Here is a 15,433-nt window from a genome sequence, read left to right as displayed (position 1 = left end):
GGTTATGGAAATTGGCAGAAAAATATATTTTGATAAATTGGGCGGGAGTGTGCTAGTAGACACAGGAGAACGTAGTGGATATGTCCATGAAACTACGCAGGATGATGATTTTGCGGCATATACCGCTCTTGCCGAGAGAGTGCCTGAAACTGTTGGAATGATCCAGTTAGAGTACGGCCAATATTCGCAGGACTTCTCGGAGTGTGACGGTTTTCGAGTAAACCCATCAACATATGAGTTGGAGTTCAGTTATCCCGATCCCAACGGAGAAGAGCTGGAGGAACCTTTATATCAGCTACCACTATCAGAGCAAGTAAAGTCGCTCGAATCTGATATGGGCAACCTGCTGCTAGAAAACGCCGCTGACAAAGCTACGATTGCCACGCTGGAGGATACTGTCGGAAATCTATTGCTGGAGGTCGCAGCGCTGAAAGGAGGTGCTGAGTAATGTGGTTTGCATCGATCAAGCGATTTTTTGACAATGGCCATCCAGCGTACACGCCCGACAATCTGAAAACATTTGTTGTTGCCAAGATGATCACGCCGCAGCAGTACAAGGAAATCACCGAAGTTGAATATGTGTAGAGATAGCGCCTTAAAGGCGTTTTTATTTTGCCCTCGGAGCCGATCCGGGGGCTATTAACTTTACTTAAGGAGGTTAGGAGATGCAAGCACGTAAACAAGGTAATGCGCAGGGGATTGATGTGTCGCATTGGCAGGGTCAAATTGATTGGAAAAGGGTTGCAGCTGACGGGATTTCATTCGCCTTTATAAAGGCGACTCAAAATAGCATAGATAAGAGGTTTTTGGAAAACGCCAGAGGAGCAAAAGCAGCAGGTCTGCTGATCGGCGCTTATCATTATTTAGACAATAAAGTCACCACGGCAGATGCCGCTAAAGCTGCAGCTAGGTCGTTTTACAATGCCATCCAATCCGCCGGGGTCAGGTTCGATCTCCCCCCTGTACTGGACTACGAATCAAAATCCGGTAGCTTAAGTGCTGCGGGAGCTACAACGGTGGCAAAAGTATTTCTTGAGGAACTGGAACGCTTAACAGGAATAACACCGATTCTCTATACCTATCCGGCGTTCATTGGTAATTTCAGCGGCTTAACCAAATATCCGCTTTGGATTGCCCGATACAGCACTCAAACACCAGCGGACGCATCTGGCTGGAAGCGTTGGGAGTTCTGGCAATATAGCGATGGCAAGGATGGCGGCTATCTCCCAAGCGGATCACGTAAGGTCAACGGAATTAACGGCGTGGTGGATTTGAATGAATACGACGGTACCGTGGCGGAGCTACGAGCTAAATACGGAACAGAGAAGGAGGAACCGAAAGTGAGTGAAAAGGATATAAACCAGGTGAGTGCTTGGGCTGCGGAAAACTGGGCAGAGGCTACCGCAAACGGGTATTTTGATGGCAGTCGTCCTGGTGGACAAATTACAAGGGAAGAAGCTGCTGTTGTAGTTAATCGCCTACGTCGAAATTTGCTTGCCTTGATTGCCGACAATGCGGTAGACATCTCGGCACTAGATGAGCGCCTGCAACTAATTGAACAGGAGGGTAAATAAGATGAATAAGAAAAGATGGCGCAACTATGCGCTTTGGATCAGTATCATTTCTCAAGTGTTGTTGCTGCTGCAACTACTGGGTCACTTAACGGGAACGTTTGAGTTGACTGACATTATGCGCGAGGATATCCTGACTGTCGCTAACGTGTTCCTGGGGTTGCTGGCTACGCTCGGAATTATCAGCAACCCGACTAAGCCGAATAGCGGCGGGTATAATTTGTAAAACCGAAAAGGGGATTCTGTTGGAAGGAGTCCCCTTTCTTACATATAATGAGGGTTTTATACGCCTTTAAAGGAAGTTTAATGATATACATATTGCAAGAAATCATTGTTTGCAAACTAGAGTACGGATTTTTGCAAACAATCGCGCCGAGCTACAGGAGGCGACCTACTCCTGTACAGAGCAATATATGATGGCGGAGAAGGCGCGGCTGTTTGGAGACGAGTCGATGCTTGCGAAGATCATGGCTGCCAGTCATCCGAAGGAAATGAAAGCATTTGGACGCGCGGTACGTCAATTTGACCAAAAGGTATGGGAAGAGCACAGCTATGACATTGTTAAAAAGGGGAATTTAGCAAAGTTCGAGCAGAGTCAGGAGCTGTGGCTTTTTATGAAGACGACGAAAAATCGAATTTTAGTAGAAGCAAGCCCTCGCGACCGCATTTGGGGAATTGGAATGGGCAAAGCCAACCCGGATGCTGAGAATCCGATGAAATGGCGTGGGAGGAACCTGCTTGGTTTTGCGCTTACTGAGGTGCGCGATCAGTTGCTTGCGAGAGAGGAACAGAAATGATGAAACGAAAAGAAATTGCTCAAGAAACCGTAAAAATTATGGAGCAAGGATATTACGAGTATCAGGGGAAGACGGTGGACATCCGTGCTGCCCAGAACGATTCGGAAGCCAGGAGTGTGTTGATTACGCCGGATGAAGGGGCAGTGCTTGTCAAACAATCACGCGAACAGCTAGCTGGTTTCAATCCTGCTCGGCAACAGCTTGAACAGGAAGTAGCTCCTCGGGCTACGGTTGAAGCTATCCTGAATATGAGTGCCGCAGGGCTTCACAACGTTGGTGTACTTAACTTTGCCAGTGCCAAAAATCCGGGAGGCGGCTTCCTTAACGGAGCCATGGCCCAGGAGGAAAGTTTGGCTGCATCCAGCGGTCTGTATGGTACGCAGCTTCGCAATAAGGTTTACTATGAGGCGAATCGGGAATATAAATCGATGATGTACACCGATCATGCCATCTATTCTCCGGATGTTGTGTTTTTCAGGAATGAGCAGTTTGAACTGCTGGAGACTCCAGTACGTGCTTCCGTATTGACATTGCCGGCCGTAAATTACGGGCAGGTTGTGCTGAAAGGCGAGGATACTGCGCAAGCGGCCAAGGTGATGAAGGAGCGAATGCGGCTGGCCTTGGCGATTTTTGCTCACAAGGGGGATAAGAACCTTATTCTTGGTGCCTACGGCTGCGGGGTGTTCCGTAATAACCCGGTATTAGTCGCGGTGTGGTGGAAAGAATTGCTGGAGGATGAAGGGTATGGGGTGTTCTTTGATCGCATTGAGTACGCTGTGCTGGATCGAAAGGGTGGAGCTTGTATTCGTGCTTTTGAAGAGACATTTAACGGTTTATAGGAAGCCGTATATGATATGAAAGGAGGAAACGAAAATGAGACAAAACAAACCAGACGTAGAGCTTGGGCGGTTTCTGAGCCTGATCCTGCGTCATAATCCCGGAGCAGTGGGGATCAAGCTTGACGCCAACGGCTGGGCGGATGTCAAGGAACTGCTTGCAGGCCTGCACCGTGCAGGGCGTGTCGTTGATATGAATACTCTGGAACGGATTGTTCGAGAGAATAACAAACAGCGCTATAGCTTTAATGAAGACCGCAGCAAAATTCGTGCGAATCAAGGCCACTCCCTTGCTGTAGATGTAGAGCTTAAAGTAGAGGCTCCGCCAGAATACTTATATCATGGTACGGCAGCACGATCCGTTGACAGTATTCGCATGCAGGGAATTACGAAGCAATCCCGGCAGCATGTACATCTCACCGAGGAGAGGGAGACAGCCACCCGCGTGGGCGGCCGCCATGGCAAGCCCATTGTTCTGACAGTTCGGGCAGGAGCTATGCATCGGGATGGATGTACCTTTTATCGATCGGAAAATCAGGTATGGCTATGTGATCATGTACCGTGGAAATACATCGATCGTTAAGTAATATCATTTCAATTCAACATAGAAGGGAACCAGCTCGCTTGAAATTGTTGTATAAGACCTTCAGCCAAGGTCATGAGGTTTCCGTATATGAGGCTGTGGAACTGGATGGAGAGAAGGGGATTTTTCGCGTGCTTCAATTTTCGGAAGAGGCTGTACAAGGGGCCATGGATATGGCTAATCCTGAACGTGTTGTGCTGGAATACCCTCGTGCAATCTGTCATCTGATGGAATCTAACCACGCCTCATTTGAACGCGTATTTATAATTGGACATGGGATTGGAACGCTCTCCCAGCAATTTTCGGACAGATCGTTTTATGTGGCTGAGTTAGATCAAGCTGTCGTAGATATTAGCCGGGAGTGGTTTGGATATTCCAAGGATGATGTGAGGGTAGGTGATGGTCGAGAGCTGTTGGAAAACGAACCTCCGCATGTCTATGATTATGTCGTCCTAGATGCATTTTCACCTAAGGGGACGCCTAGCCATCTTCTGTCCAGCGAGTTCTTTCACATAGCCGCAAGCAAGCTGGAGCACCACGGTTCGCTGATCATGAACCTTATGGGCAGAGGCGAGCAGGATCGTTGGATGAATGCAATACATAGCACGCTTAGTGAAGTGTTTCCTTATACAAAATGCTTCGCTTTACCTGTTGAAGGGGACAGGGATCTCCGCAATATTATTATGATGGGCAGCAAACAAAACATCCGATATCAAACCCGGCATATGGCGGGATTTATCGAGTTTGAGGCAGGGTTATATTATCTATGACCATAGTTAATACGTTTGCGGTGGATCAGCATCTGTAATTTATAATGTTAAAGGCTCATTCTCACTTGGACATACAAGAAAGAATTGTCGCTAGTGCGATTACAACGAAGTAAAGGAGTTATCATGAAAAATAAAATTGCCATTATCACCGTTTTTCTTTTTACACTTGTTATTGGCACGGTAAACGCGGATTCTCGGATGAATGTCGTTATCAATGGCCAAACTGTTCTATTTGATCACGATCCCATTGTTCAAAATGGAGTCACATTAGTTCAATTCAAACCCGTGTTCAACGATCTTGGTATTGGAATTAGTTGGAATCAAGCCAAGAAGCAGATTGTGGGCGCTAAAGGCGGCACATCAATTATTCTGAATGTTGGACAGAAAACGGCTTATGTCAATGGTTCTCCTGTTCTGCTTCAAGTAGCTCCGAAGGTTGTAGACGGCAGTGTGTTTGTTCCGCTTCGTTTTATAAGCGAAGCGACTGGAGCTAGCATTAACGTATCGGGAAAAATTATTGAGATTACGAGTCATTCGGAATCATCATCTGTACCTACTGTCACAATATCGAAAGCTCCGTCCTCAAGTAACAGCTATACTACGGATAAAGAACGTAATCAATATCTTGCAAACAAATATCCTGCTCTTTATATTAATGGCCGTTCAATCGATGTAAACTTTAGTGGCTCAACAGACTCTAATGGGCTATATTCTCTGGTTGTTCAATTTACAGACATAGATGATATGCTGTATATTCTGGAAGAAAATCAGAATGACCGTGACATTGTATATCGACTAACACGTAACATTGCGTATGACATTAATAAGATATTTAAACAGGATGAAACGAATATATTTCTTCAAGTAAAGCATGAAACTACGTTTGATCCGCTAGGTCTGCCGCAAGATATTGTCACTTTATTGCCAAATGGCAATTACCAAACCCTTCGCTTTATTTATGTAGTTTCGTATGACTTTGTACAAAGTGAAGCTTGGATTTTTTTAATGGACGATTACGGTGAGCCTGAGTATTTGAACACCATAATATTTTAGTTTTTCAAGGTCTTGCTATCTAGCGAGACCTTTTTCAAACTTTTATTCTCCCCCAGCCAATACCCTATTCAGTACGATAAGTATTGCCGACTTCATTGCCAAAGAGAAAGCAGAGAAAAATATCATATTATACAAATCAAAGGCCGCAACCTGTCCGCTCCTTGACCAAAGCCTGTCCGACTTTGCCAAAATAACCGGGCTATAATGATAGTGTGGGAATTAGATTCATGGACACCACAAAAGGGCAGACACTTGATGTCATGGCTGGCAATTTTGCCGGCTTTTTTTGTTGTGGTGTGAATTCCAGATCAATTCCCGCTCACGATGGATGATAAGAAAGGAGGAGGCTATGAACGCACTGCAGGAAGGATTAGCTAATTTGCCGCCCAATACCCTTATGCCACCCGAATTGCGAATGGATTAGGCATACTCATGACCGAAGCATATCGGTCTTTTTTTATTACGAAGAAAATCAACGCGAGAATGGCAGAAAGGGGTGCTGCTATGAACAAAGTAAGTTCAAATCGCATTCGTAAGGGAATCGCAGGCGCTCTGACCGCAGCATTTCCTGGCATAACGATTTATGACGAAGAGATTGATCAGGGCCTGGAAACACCATATTTCATGGTTCAATTGCTAACAACATCACAAGTGCAAGAACTGGACAGGCGCTATATCCGCACTCATACCTTCGACATTACCTTTTTCCCGGTGGGGCCGCAATACAACGAAGAGGCTCATGCGACGGCTGAAATACTCTATGATGCGCTAGCGGCAGTAGAGATCGATGGCGAAATATACCGGGGGATCAATATGAAGCATGAAGTTAATGATCAGATATTACATTTCTTTGTGGATTATAACTTTTGGGTGTGGAAGCCGAAGCCGGAAACACCAAAAATGCAAACACTCGAGCAGGAGGGATTCTTAAATTATGGCTAAAAAAGAAGAAGATACAAAGCAAAAGACGAACGCAGCTCGCTTTACGAAGGAACAATTTGTGCAATCTGAGCAGTGGCAAGGTGTTGATCGAGATATCCTTAGCATCGTGCTGGAGGATAATAAGACTTATACCATCGCACAAGCGAAACAGTTAGTAGAACAATTTATGAGCAGAGAGGTGAAATAAATGGGCGGCACTTGGACTACACAAAACAAAGTATTGCCTGATGTGTACATTAATTTCAAATCTGAAGCACAGGCACTTGGTAAATTAGGAGAACGAGGGATATTGGCGGTTCCCGCTCATCTGCCTTGGGGTAAAGAAGGAGTCACCACACTTGAAGCAAGCACATTTATGCAGAACTCGTTAGCTGCTATCGGCTTTAATGCGGTCGACCCACGGATCAGGCATATTGCTGCGGCACTTTCCCATGTTAATAAAGTATTGATTTATCGCTTGGGAGCAAAAGAGGCGGTAAAGGCAAGCACCGTGTCAGGCAGTTTGACAGCGACGGCTAAATACGGCGGCTCACGAGGAAATGATCTGAAAGTCTCGATCCAGTCCAACATAGATATGCTGGGCTTTTTTAATGTCATTACGTATTTGGATCAGGAGGAAGTGGATATTCAGACTGTTGAAAAAGCAGAGGATCTGGTATCCAATGACTTTGTGGACTTTAGCGGTACAGGCGAGTTGACAGACGCCGCTGTGACCTCTTTGGAGGGCGGGGCGGACGATTCTGGCGGAGCTGGGGAATATACCGCAGCCCTTGCAGCCTTTGAGGCGGAGGAATTTGACGTGTTGGCCGTGCCTACAGAAGATAGTGTCATCAAATCACTCGCAACGGCTTATACCAAGCGTCTGCGGGAGAACGAGGGGAAGAAGTTTCAGACCGTACTGTGCAACTATCCTGAAGCGGATCATGAAGGTGTAATCAGCCTGAAAAACGGTGTCGTGACCGCTGACGGCTTAACGGTAGAACCGACCTATCTGGTATGGGAGATTGCAGCTATGGAAGCAGGGGCAAACGTAAACCAATCGTTGACTTATGCGGTGATCCCCAACGCTGTTGATGTATCACCGAAATATACGAAGACAGAGCTTGTTCAGGCGATTAGTAACGGCGAAATGGTGCTTACAGCCGATAACGGACAGGTACGAATTGTGCAGGATATCAATACGCTCAAGACATTTACGATGGACCGGGGTAAGTATTTTAGCAAAAACCGGATTATTCGCACCTTGGACGCCATCGCTAATGATATATCCAGGGTGTTCAAACAGCATTTCCTTGGCAAAGTATCCAATGATGCAGACGGGCGAAATCTGTTTAAAGCTGAAGCGGTCTCTTATCTCGAGAGCCTGCAGGATATGGGTGCGATCCAAAACTTTGATTCTCAAAAAGATATTGAAGTGCTGCCGGGCAAGGATTCAGATTCCATTGGAATCAATCTTTGGATTCAAGCCGTGGATAGCGTCGAAAAAATTTATATCAGTGTCACAGTACGTTAAGGGAGGAGTTCAACAATGGGAGTATTTAATGTTAAAGATGCCATTAGCGGCAAGACTGCAAGAGCTTTTGTAACCGTCAACGGACGGGTGGAGGAATTGCTCTACGGGAAGACTGGGGAGGCCACCGCCGAGAAAAACAAAGTGGATGTGCCTGTGCTCGGTAAAACGAATACGCCACAGCGTGCTGCTGGATGGAAAGGCACCGGTACGCTGACGGTCTATTATGTAACATCGATGTTTAGGGAATTGATGATCAACTATATTAAAACAGGTGAGGATTTTTGGTTTGATTTGATGATGGTCAACGAGCAACCGGGGAGTGCTGCGGGGAAGCAAACTATTGTGCTCAAAAACTGCAATGTCGATAGTCTGATCCTCTCCAAATTTGATGCCACCAGTGACGATATGCTGGAAGAGGAAATTCCTTTCACATTTGAGGATGTGGACATGCCGGATATGTTCAACACTATTTAATTGAAAGAAAGAGGGAATAGATATGAGTTTGCAAGATTTTTTGAACGCTAACCCCATTGATGGTTTGATGGAAGAAGTGATCGTGTCCAAGCGGTTTAAAGATGCAGAGGGAAACCTGTTAAAGTTCAAGATCAAGGCCATGACCGGTCCTGATTTTGAGGAGCTTCGCAAACGTTCTACCACCATCCTTAAAAAAGGGAAGGTAGAGTTTAATGCGCAGCAGTTTAACACTACATCTGTCATCAATAATACGCTAGTACCTGACTTTAAAGATGCGGAGTCCATCAGCAAACTTGGTTGTACCACTCCTGAGCAATACGTAAATAAAGTGCTGTTGCCTGGTGAGATTGCCACGCTTGCCGAACATATCCAACGCCTGAGCGGTTTTGATGTTGGAATGGAGGATCTGGTGGAAGAAGCAAAAAACTAATCCGGGAGGGCGACAGTGAAGCGAATTATGCTTACTATGCCCTCCACAAATTTCATAAATGGCCCAGTGAGTTTTTAGCCCTTTCTAGAGAAGAGAGGGCTTTTGTTATTGCTTGCATTGATGAAAGGGTGGCAGCGGAAGATAAAGCGGCGAAAAAGATGAAGAGATAGTTATTTGCTTCGAAAGAAGGTGAAGTACAAAGTGGCAACAGTGCAAGCGACTCTGAATTTGATTAACAATCACCAGAAGATTATTCATATGACACAGGTAATCAACAACAATTATATGCAAATAAATAACACATTAAATCAGGCAAATATAAATATTGAAAAAGCCGACAAGGGAGTAAAGCAAACCGAGTCCTCAGCTAAAAATCTCGTTGGTGTTATAGCCAAGGGGGTGAAACTTGCCCAACAACTAGGGGGAGTAATAAGTGGAGCCATGGCGGTGTCCGATGAGATGGCTGCTACCCACGCCCGATTAGCTTTTGTTAATGATGGTTTACGCACCCAGGCACAGTTACAACAACAGGTTTTAGATATAGCGAACAGAACAAGAACAAGTTATAGTGCAACAGCCGGGTTAGTCACCAAGCTTGGAGTAGGTACGCAAGGTTTATTCAAGAACAACGATGAATTGCTTGATTTCACGGATAAATTTAATAAATCCCTGGTGATTAGTGGAGTTTCAGCAGCAGATGCTGAAAGTGCTATGCAACAAATGTCCCAAGCGTTGGGAGATGGCGTTTTGCAAGGGGATGAACTCCGCAACCTTTCTGATACTGCCCCGGCCATGATGAAGATATTATCGGGTGGAATAGGAATTTCCGGTGGAGAATTGATGCAAATGGCAGCTAACGATGATCTTACAGCTGATCAATTCGTTAAGGCTTTCCAGAATCAATCGGGACAGATTGACAAGATGTTTGAGGAAATGCCGGTGACCTTTGGTGGTGCGATGACCGTTCTCCACAATATCATTAAGGGCTGGGTCGGGAGCTTAGGGGAAGCAGGAGGCCCTTTAAGCAGAATTACCGAACTGGTAGTCCTGTTAACCACTTACTTGCAGTCCGATGCCGTGACCAATTTTCTGGACGGATTAGCCATGGGTATATCCACGGCAGTATCATGGATGATTCAACTAGTTGAGTATGCAGCTCAAGTGTCTAGCTTCTTCTCTGAAAATTGGTCCCTCATCGGCCCGATTGTATGGGGATTAGCGGCCGCGATCGCGGGGTTAACCTTAGCGATAAACTGGAGCACGATAGCTACAAATGCAGCAGCGTTAGCTACAAGGATTGTAGCCATAGCCCAGACAGTATGGAATGCGGTCATGAACGCTAATCCCATCGTTTTAATCATAACTTTGATTGCTTCCTTAATTTTAATCCTCTATAAACTGTGGACAACCAACGACGATTTTGCAGCTGGTGTTATGCGGGTATGGAACGCTATTCTTAATTTCTTTGATCTGTTTCCGGCGTATTTCTGGCAGTTGGTTGAATGGATGATGGTTCCTTTTAAGGTTTGGGCGCAAACGATCGGGAAATTGTTTGACCATGTAATCAATAACATTATTGATGGTATAAATGTCGTATTAGACCTGATAAACAGAGTTACTGGATCAACGTTTGCGTTACAAGGGAAGTTTAGCATGGAGGATTTAGCTGACAAGATCACTGATATCGCTGGCACTGAAAAAGCTGAAGCCTTAGCGAGAGCTGCGAAAAATAAACATGAACGAGAACAAAAGTTGTCGGATATGCTGGCGGACAAGGCAGCGCAAAGAGCAAAGCAACAAACAGATCAAGAAGCGCAGGGGGGACCCGGTGGATCGGACAGTTCCTTATTCAATCAAACCGGTATGCTTTCATCAACCAATAACACTATTGACAAGGTAAATCAGGTGGGGAGTGTTGGGAAAATTGAAGACACGGTAGACATCAGTAGTGAAGACCTCAAAACGATGCGTGAGCTGGCAGAAATGAAGTCCATCCAAAACTTTGTAACGCTAACACCTACGGTATCCGTCAGTACTGGGGATATTAACAATGGAGCAGATTTGGATTCGATCATATCGCAAATTGCAGTTACATTGGAGGAAGAAATAGCATCAAGTGCGTCGAGAATATACGCTTAAATTAAAGGTAGAAGGGGGGATATCCGTGGATAAATACAGTCTCACCCTGTCATTCAACAATGGAGCCGAAGCCATAGAATTCCCGGTGCTTCCGGGTAAAATTGAGGTTCAATCCAGCGGGGATAGTAAGACATACGATATATCTATGTTAGGCGAAATTAATGTCATCAAGAATATGAAGCTGAAGGAAATAGCATTTGAAAGCTTCTTCCCGGCGAGTTGGTTTCCAGGAGTCAATGTAGAACGCAGAGCGATGTTCAAGCCGGCTTATTACATTGATAAAATTGAAGATTGGCGAAGTAAAAAACGCCCGGTTCGGTTGGTGCTCACCGGTTCGAATTTAAATATTAATATGGCAGTGAGCATTGAAAAGTTTAGCTGGAGTGAAGAGGCCGGCACTGTTGGAGACATACACTACCAAATCGCGTTTAAAGAATATCGTTTCTACGCCGCGAAGAAGGTCAAATTTATACAGGATGCAACAGGCAAAGAAAAGGCAATATCTGAAAACCAGTCAGCGTCGCGCGCAGATGCACGGGTACAGCCTGAGACTTATACCCTTGTCGCTGGGGACAACCTTTGGAAAGTGGCTAAACAATTTCTGGGTGATGGTAGTAAATATAAGCAAATACAAACGCTGAATGGGATCAAAGACAGTGAATTAAAACGGCTGCCCATTGGTAAAGTTATTAAGCTGCCATAGGAGGGGTGACATGCTGCAAGTGATGACGGACGATAAACAAGGCGGTATGTATGATATATCGGAGCTTGTCACGGATGCAACCTGGAAAACATCCAGGATCGGCAAGCCGGGAAGCTTCGATTTTACGATACTGCAAGATCGTAATTATATGATCCATAACGGGGACATCGTCACGGTGAAGTATGAGGATAAGCCCCTTTTTTATGGCTATGTATTTTCAATCGGACGAAGCCAGGAAGAAACGCTCAAGATCAAGGCGTATGATCAGATTCGATACTTAACCGCTACAGATACCTACGTATTTAAAAATAAGACGGCAGCAGCGATTATCAAGCAGATTGCCAACGACTTCGAGTTGAAGTGGGGCCATATCGCAGATACCAAATATGCAATTCCCAATTTGATCGAGGATGGTCAGAAGCTGATTGATATCATCGACAAAGCTTTAGCACTCACAACGGTCAACACGGGAAGCATATACGTGCTTTACGACGACTACGGCAATCTGGCCTTGCAAAACGTGAAGGATATGAAGCTGGATATAGCTATCGGGGACGGGAGTTTGATGACCGGGTTCAGCATTGAAAAGAGCATCGACAGTGAAACGTATAATCAGATCAAGCTGGTACGTGACAACAAAGACACCAAGAAGCGGGATGTGCATATCACCCAGGATAGCGCCAATATGGCCAAATGGGGAAGACTACAATATTACGAAAAAGTTGACGAGAACATGAATGATGCTCAAATTCGTCAGCTTCTCGATCAATTGATCAAGCTTAAAAACCGCGAGACCAAAAGCTTGAAGGTGGATGCGCTTGGGGATCCATCGGTTCGCGCTGGCTGCTATATCCATATAGAAATTGGGGAATTGGCGATCAACCAGCTTTACTTGGTTGAGGAATGTTCCCACCGTTTCAGCGGCGAAGAATACACATTGCAAATTGAATTGAAGGTGATCGAATGAGTCTGGCCAATGCGATAAAGCAAATCACCATGAATCTGAATGAAGCAGAACATCCCGTAGCGGTCATGTTTGGCACAGTGACCAAAGAACAACCCCTGGAAATCCTCGTCGATCAGCGTTTATTGCTGGATGAGGATTTTTTTGTTCTGACCGAACAATTGACGAGGTATGAAATTGATTTGAAACACAGCCATCACATCAATGGTAGTCCAACCCAGGATGCGTTAACAGAAAAGATCGTTATTCGTGAGGGCCTAAAGGCGGGTGACGGTGTTTTGCTGTTAAGAATGCAGGGGGGACAACAATATGTGGTGCTGGATAAGGTGGTGAGATCATGATCCCGTTGGGCGGCAATTTAATGACGGCTGAGGCGGCCCTGGAAACGAGCCGGACATATGGCATAGATTTTCATAAGGGCCGGTGCACGGGCATGATTGACGGTTTGGATGCGGTCAGGCAAGCCGTGTATAAAATACTCCAAACCGACCGATTCGCACATCTTATCTATGATGCGAATTACGGCAGCGAGTTAACAGGATTGCAGGGGCGAAGTCAGGGGTATGTGCGATCGGAAATAGATCGTCTTATAAAGGAAGCACTATTGGCGGACAACCGTATATCGGGAGTGGAGAACATGCAAATCACAATCAACGGGGATGAAGCGCTAGCCACGTTTACGGTAGCCTCTACCTTTGGAGATTTTAAGAGCGAGGTGACAATGAATGTATGAACACCAAACCTATGAACATATTTTGCAAAGGATGCTAGACAAGGTATCCAATCATGTCGATAAACGTCAGGGATCCATCATTTACGATGCTCTGTCTCCTGCTGCTGCGGAGCTGGCACAAATGTACATGGAGCTGGACATAAACAACAACCTTGCATACGCCGATACGGCCACAGCAGAGTATTTGGAACGGCGCACAGCCGAGTTCGGGATTTACCGTGAACCAGCAACGAAAGCAAGGCGGAAAGCTTTGTTCTATGGCTCCAATAACGTACCTATTGATGTGCCAGCAGGTTCCAGGTTTTCGATCAACGATCTTGGTTATGTTGCAGTCAGCAGGATCGGTACAGGCGAGTGGGTTGTAGAATGTGAAACGCCGGGGGTGATCGGCAATCAGGAGTACGGGGGAATGCTTCCCATCCATTATGTTACAGGCCTGGTTCGTGCTGAACTGACGGATGTACTCGTACCGGGCGAGGATGCAGAAAGTGATGAAGCTTTGCGGAAGCGGTACATGGATGCGATTAACGAGCAGCCTTTTGGCGGCAACATCGCGGATTACAAGAAAAAGATTAACGAAATTTCCGGTGTAGGCGGCGTTAAAGTATTTCCGGTATGGAATGGCGGGGGGACGGTGAAGGCGACAATTCTCGCAGCCGATTTCAGCCAGCCGTCTCAAACACTGATCGACGAGGTTCAAACGATGATTGATCCAGAACAAAATCAAGGCCAGGGCATGGGACTGGCGCCGATTGGCCATGAGGTGACGATCACGGGGGCCGAGGGGTGCGTAATGGATGTTGCAGCGTCATTGACGCTAGCTCCTGAAGCAGTTTTGGGACAAGTACAAAGTGATGTTGAAGATGCGATAAGCGCTTATCTGTTATCCCTCCGTCAAGCCTGGTCCAATGAGCCAGCTCTGATCGTTCGAGTTGCGCATATCGAATCTCGCATTTTGACTGTGCAGGGTGTGGTAGATGTGACCCATACGATGCTGAATGGAGCGGCAGCGAATGTCGTTTTGACAGATGAACAGATCCCAATCATGGGGACGGTGACGCTGAGTGAATAGGTTCATGCAGTATCTCCCGGACATATACGAAGATGTCTTGGATTTTGTGGAATTGACAGAGACGGAGTCGCAGGAATGGATCAGTGTTGAGCAGGCTATTAACCAATTACTGGATGACCAATTCGTGGTTAGTGCTTCGATGCAGGCTATTAAACGACGGGAAAAGATTCTAGGCATACAGGCCGACCCGGCGACAGAAACGCTAGAGTTCAGACGAAAGCGGCTGATCAATCGGTATTCTACGAAACCGCCGTTTACAGTCCGGTATTTGCAGCGTCAGCTCGATTTTTTGGTGGGTGCTGGACTAACGATTGTCAGTGTCGATCCGCAAGCTTTTATGTTAACCGTCACAACCAATCTTGATGAAGCAGCCGTATTTAAGGAGGTTGAATATACGGTTAAGGTGTTAAAGCCAGCGAATATGATCTACCAGCAGCAGACCAGCTTAGGGGATGTCATGGGCTTGGAAGAGAGGATAACTGGCAAGGAAATCGATTGGAACTATAGATTAGGCGAATGGAAGCTGGGAGAAAAATCATTTGCCGACTTCGGCCCGGAGGTGGTGGTTAAGTGATGGTAAGTTCTTTTTTGAATGATGTGGCTCGATTTGTTGATGCGAATATTTCGAAGGTCGTGTTGAATGATACGGTCGAGATTACAAGCTTTAGTCTAAAGGAAGTAACCGGTTCAACCGTGGGAATGCAGTATATCGTCCCGGCAGCCGATGTTTCGTTAGTTACGAAAATTGAGCTTAAGGATGCGAATAACAACATTAAAACAACCAATAACGTTTATGTACCGATCACGACAGATACTCTTCTGCTGCATACGGTACAAGTTAAGGAGGTATAGT

22 protein-coding genes are annotated in these 15,433 nt (G+C 45.8%); all 22 read left to right on the top strand.

The genetic code is table 11. The features are described 5' to 3' along the window. Positions 1-4: 4 nt before the first annotated feature. The 22 genes from ACE3MQ_RS19615 to ACE3MQ_RS19510 all read left to right on the top strand — a co-directional run bounded on the left by ACE3MQ_RS19615 (position 5) and on the right by ACE3MQ_RS19510 (position 15,432). The gene (locus tag ACE3MQ_RS19615) at positions 5-448 is read left to right on the top strand and encodes a hypothetical protein (protein ID WP_379395775.1); all 444 of its coding nucleotides are present in this window, start codon (positions 5-7) and stop codon (positions 446-448) included. Next, a complete protein-coding gene (locus ACE3MQ_RS19610) occupies positions 448-585 on the top strand; it encodes an XkdX family protein (protein WP_379395773.1) in 138 nt (45 codons plus the stop codon). The genes ACE3MQ_RS19615 and ACE3MQ_RS19610 overlap by 1 nt, the downstream gene beginning before the upstream one ends. Positions 586-665: 80 nt before the next feature. Further along, complete coding sequence (locus ACE3MQ_RS19605; protein WP_379395771.1) at positions 666-1,574, top strand: glycoside hydrolase family 25 protein; 909 nt, start codon at positions 666-668, stop codon at positions 1,572-1,574. Between the two features lies 1 nt (position 1,575). Next, entirely contained in the window at positions 1,576-1,797 is a 222-nt protein-coding gene (locus ACE3MQ_RS19600; protein ID WP_379395769.1) for a phage holin, read from the top strand. A 109-nt stretch (positions 1,798-1,906) separates the two neighbouring features. Further along, positions 1,907-2,368: an NADAR family protein gene (locus ACE3MQ_RS19595; RefSeq protein ID WP_379395767.1), complete on the top strand. Its 462-nt coding sequence runs from the start codon at positions 1,907-1,909 to the stop codon at positions 2,366-2,368. Next, positions 2,365-3,207, top strand: coding sequence for a TIGR02452 family protein (locus tag ACE3MQ_RS19590; protein WP_379395765.1), 843 nt, complete (start codon positions 2,365-2,367; stop codon positions 3,205-3,207). Before ACE3MQ_RS19595 ends, ACE3MQ_RS19590 begins: the two co-directional genes overlap by 4 nt. Positions 3,208-3,241: 34 nt before the next feature. Next, the gene (locus ACE3MQ_RS19585) at positions 3,242-3,787 is read left to right on the top strand and encodes an RNA 2'-phosphotransferase (RefSeq protein WP_379395763.1); all 546 of its coding nucleotides are present in this window, start codon (positions 3,242-3,244) and stop codon (positions 3,785-3,787) included. 41 nt (positions 3,788-3,828) lie between these two features. Then, positions 3,829-4,557 (top strand): spermidine synthase, encoded by a 729-nt coding sequence (locus ACE3MQ_RS19580; protein WP_379395761.1) that lies wholly within the window; start codon positions 3,829-3,831, stop codon positions 4,555-4,557. 123 nt (positions 4,558-4,680) lie between these two features. Then, positions 4,681-5,610, top strand: coding sequence for a copper amine oxidase N-terminal domain-containing protein (locus ACE3MQ_RS19575; protein WP_379395759.1), 930 nt, complete (start codon positions 4,681-4,683; stop codon positions 5,608-5,610). Between the two features lie 504 nt (positions 5,611-6,114). Further along, entirely contained in the window at positions 6,115-6,552 is a 438-nt protein-coding gene (locus ACE3MQ_RS19570; RefSeq protein WP_379395757.1) for a phage tail terminator family protein, read from the top strand. Next, positions 6,545-6,739 carry a hypothetical protein gene (locus ACE3MQ_RS19565; protein ID WP_379395755.1) on the top strand — a complete coding sequence of 65 codons (195 nt, stop codon included), beginning with the start codon at positions 6,545-6,547 and terminating at the stop codon, positions 6,737-6,739. The genes ACE3MQ_RS19570 and ACE3MQ_RS19565 overlap by 8 nt, the downstream gene beginning before the upstream one ends. Continuing rightward, positions 6,740-8,065, top strand: a complete 1,326-nt coding sequence (locus ACE3MQ_RS19560; RefSeq protein WP_379395753.1) for a phage tail sheath family protein — start codon at positions 6,740-6,742, stop codon at positions 8,063-8,065. A 15-nt stretch (positions 8,066-8,080) separates the two neighbouring features. Continuing rightward, positions 8,081-8,539 (top strand): phage tail tube protein, encoded by a 459-nt coding sequence (locus ACE3MQ_RS19555; RefSeq protein WP_379395751.1) that lies wholly within the window; start codon positions 8,081-8,083, stop codon positions 8,537-8,539. Between the two features lie 22 nt (positions 8,540-8,561). Continuing rightward, complete coding sequence (locus ACE3MQ_RS19550; RefSeq protein WP_379395749.1) at positions 8,562-8,969, top strand: phage tail assembly chaperone; 408 nt, start codon at positions 8,562-8,564, stop codon at positions 8,967-8,969. A gap of 201 nt (positions 8,970-9,170) precedes the next feature. After that, on the top strand, positions 9,171-11,108 hold the full coding sequence (locus ACE3MQ_RS19545; protein ID WP_379395747.1) for a tape measure protein: 1,938 nt from the start codon (positions 9,171-9,173) through the stop codon (positions 11,106-11,108). A 25-nt stretch (positions 11,109-11,133) separates the two neighbouring features. Next, positions 11,134-11,811 (top strand): LysM peptidoglycan-binding domain-containing protein, encoded by a 678-nt coding sequence (locus ACE3MQ_RS19540; protein ID WP_379395745.1) that lies wholly within the window; start codon positions 11,134-11,136, stop codon positions 11,809-11,811. 10 nt (positions 11,812-11,821) lie between these two features. Then, the gene (locus ACE3MQ_RS19535) at positions 11,822-12,778 is read left to right on the top strand and encodes an XkdQ/YqbQ family protein (protein WP_379395743.1); all 957 of its coding nucleotides are present in this window, start codon (positions 11,822-11,824) and stop codon (positions 12,776-12,778) included. After that, positions 12,775-13,116: a DUF2577 domain-containing protein gene (locus ACE3MQ_RS19530; RefSeq protein WP_379395741.1), complete on the top strand. Its 342-nt coding sequence runs from the start codon at positions 12,775-12,777 to the stop codon at positions 13,114-13,116. The genes ACE3MQ_RS19535 and ACE3MQ_RS19530 overlap by 4 nt, the downstream gene beginning before the upstream one ends. Beyond that, positions 13,113-13,508 (top strand): DUF2634 domain-containing protein, encoded by a 396-nt coding sequence (locus tag ACE3MQ_RS19525; protein WP_379395739.1) that lies wholly within the window; start codon positions 13,113-13,115, stop codon positions 13,506-13,508. Before ACE3MQ_RS19530 ends, ACE3MQ_RS19525 begins: the two co-directional genes overlap by 4 nt. Further along, positions 13,501-14,580 carry a baseplate J/gp47 family protein gene (locus tag ACE3MQ_RS19520; protein WP_379395737.1) on the top strand — a complete coding sequence of 360 codons (1,080 nt, stop codon included), beginning with the start codon at positions 13,501-13,503 and terminating at the stop codon, positions 14,578-14,580. The genes ACE3MQ_RS19525 and ACE3MQ_RS19520 overlap by 8 nt, the downstream gene beginning before the upstream one ends. Then, entirely contained in the window at positions 14,573-15,154 is a 582-nt protein-coding gene (locus tag ACE3MQ_RS19515; protein ID WP_379395736.1) for a putative phage tail protein, read from the top strand. Before ACE3MQ_RS19520 ends, ACE3MQ_RS19515 begins: the two co-directional genes overlap by 8 nt. Continuing rightward, positions 15,154-15,432, top strand: a complete 279-nt coding sequence (locus ACE3MQ_RS19510; protein WP_379395922.1) for a ketopantoate hydroxymethyltransferase — start codon at positions 15,154-15,156, stop codon at positions 15,430-15,432. The genes ACE3MQ_RS19515 and ACE3MQ_RS19510 overlap by 1 nt, the downstream gene beginning before the upstream one ends. The last annotated feature ends 1 nt before the right edge of the window (position 15,433 follow it).

It is taken from the genome of Paenibacillus lentus, from assembly GCF_042714055.1.
Lineage (GTDB): Bacteria > Bacillota > Bacilli > Paenibacillales > Paenibacillaceae > Fontibacillus > Fontibacillus lentus_A.
This window is presented reverse-complemented; position numbering and strand designations above follow the sequence as displayed.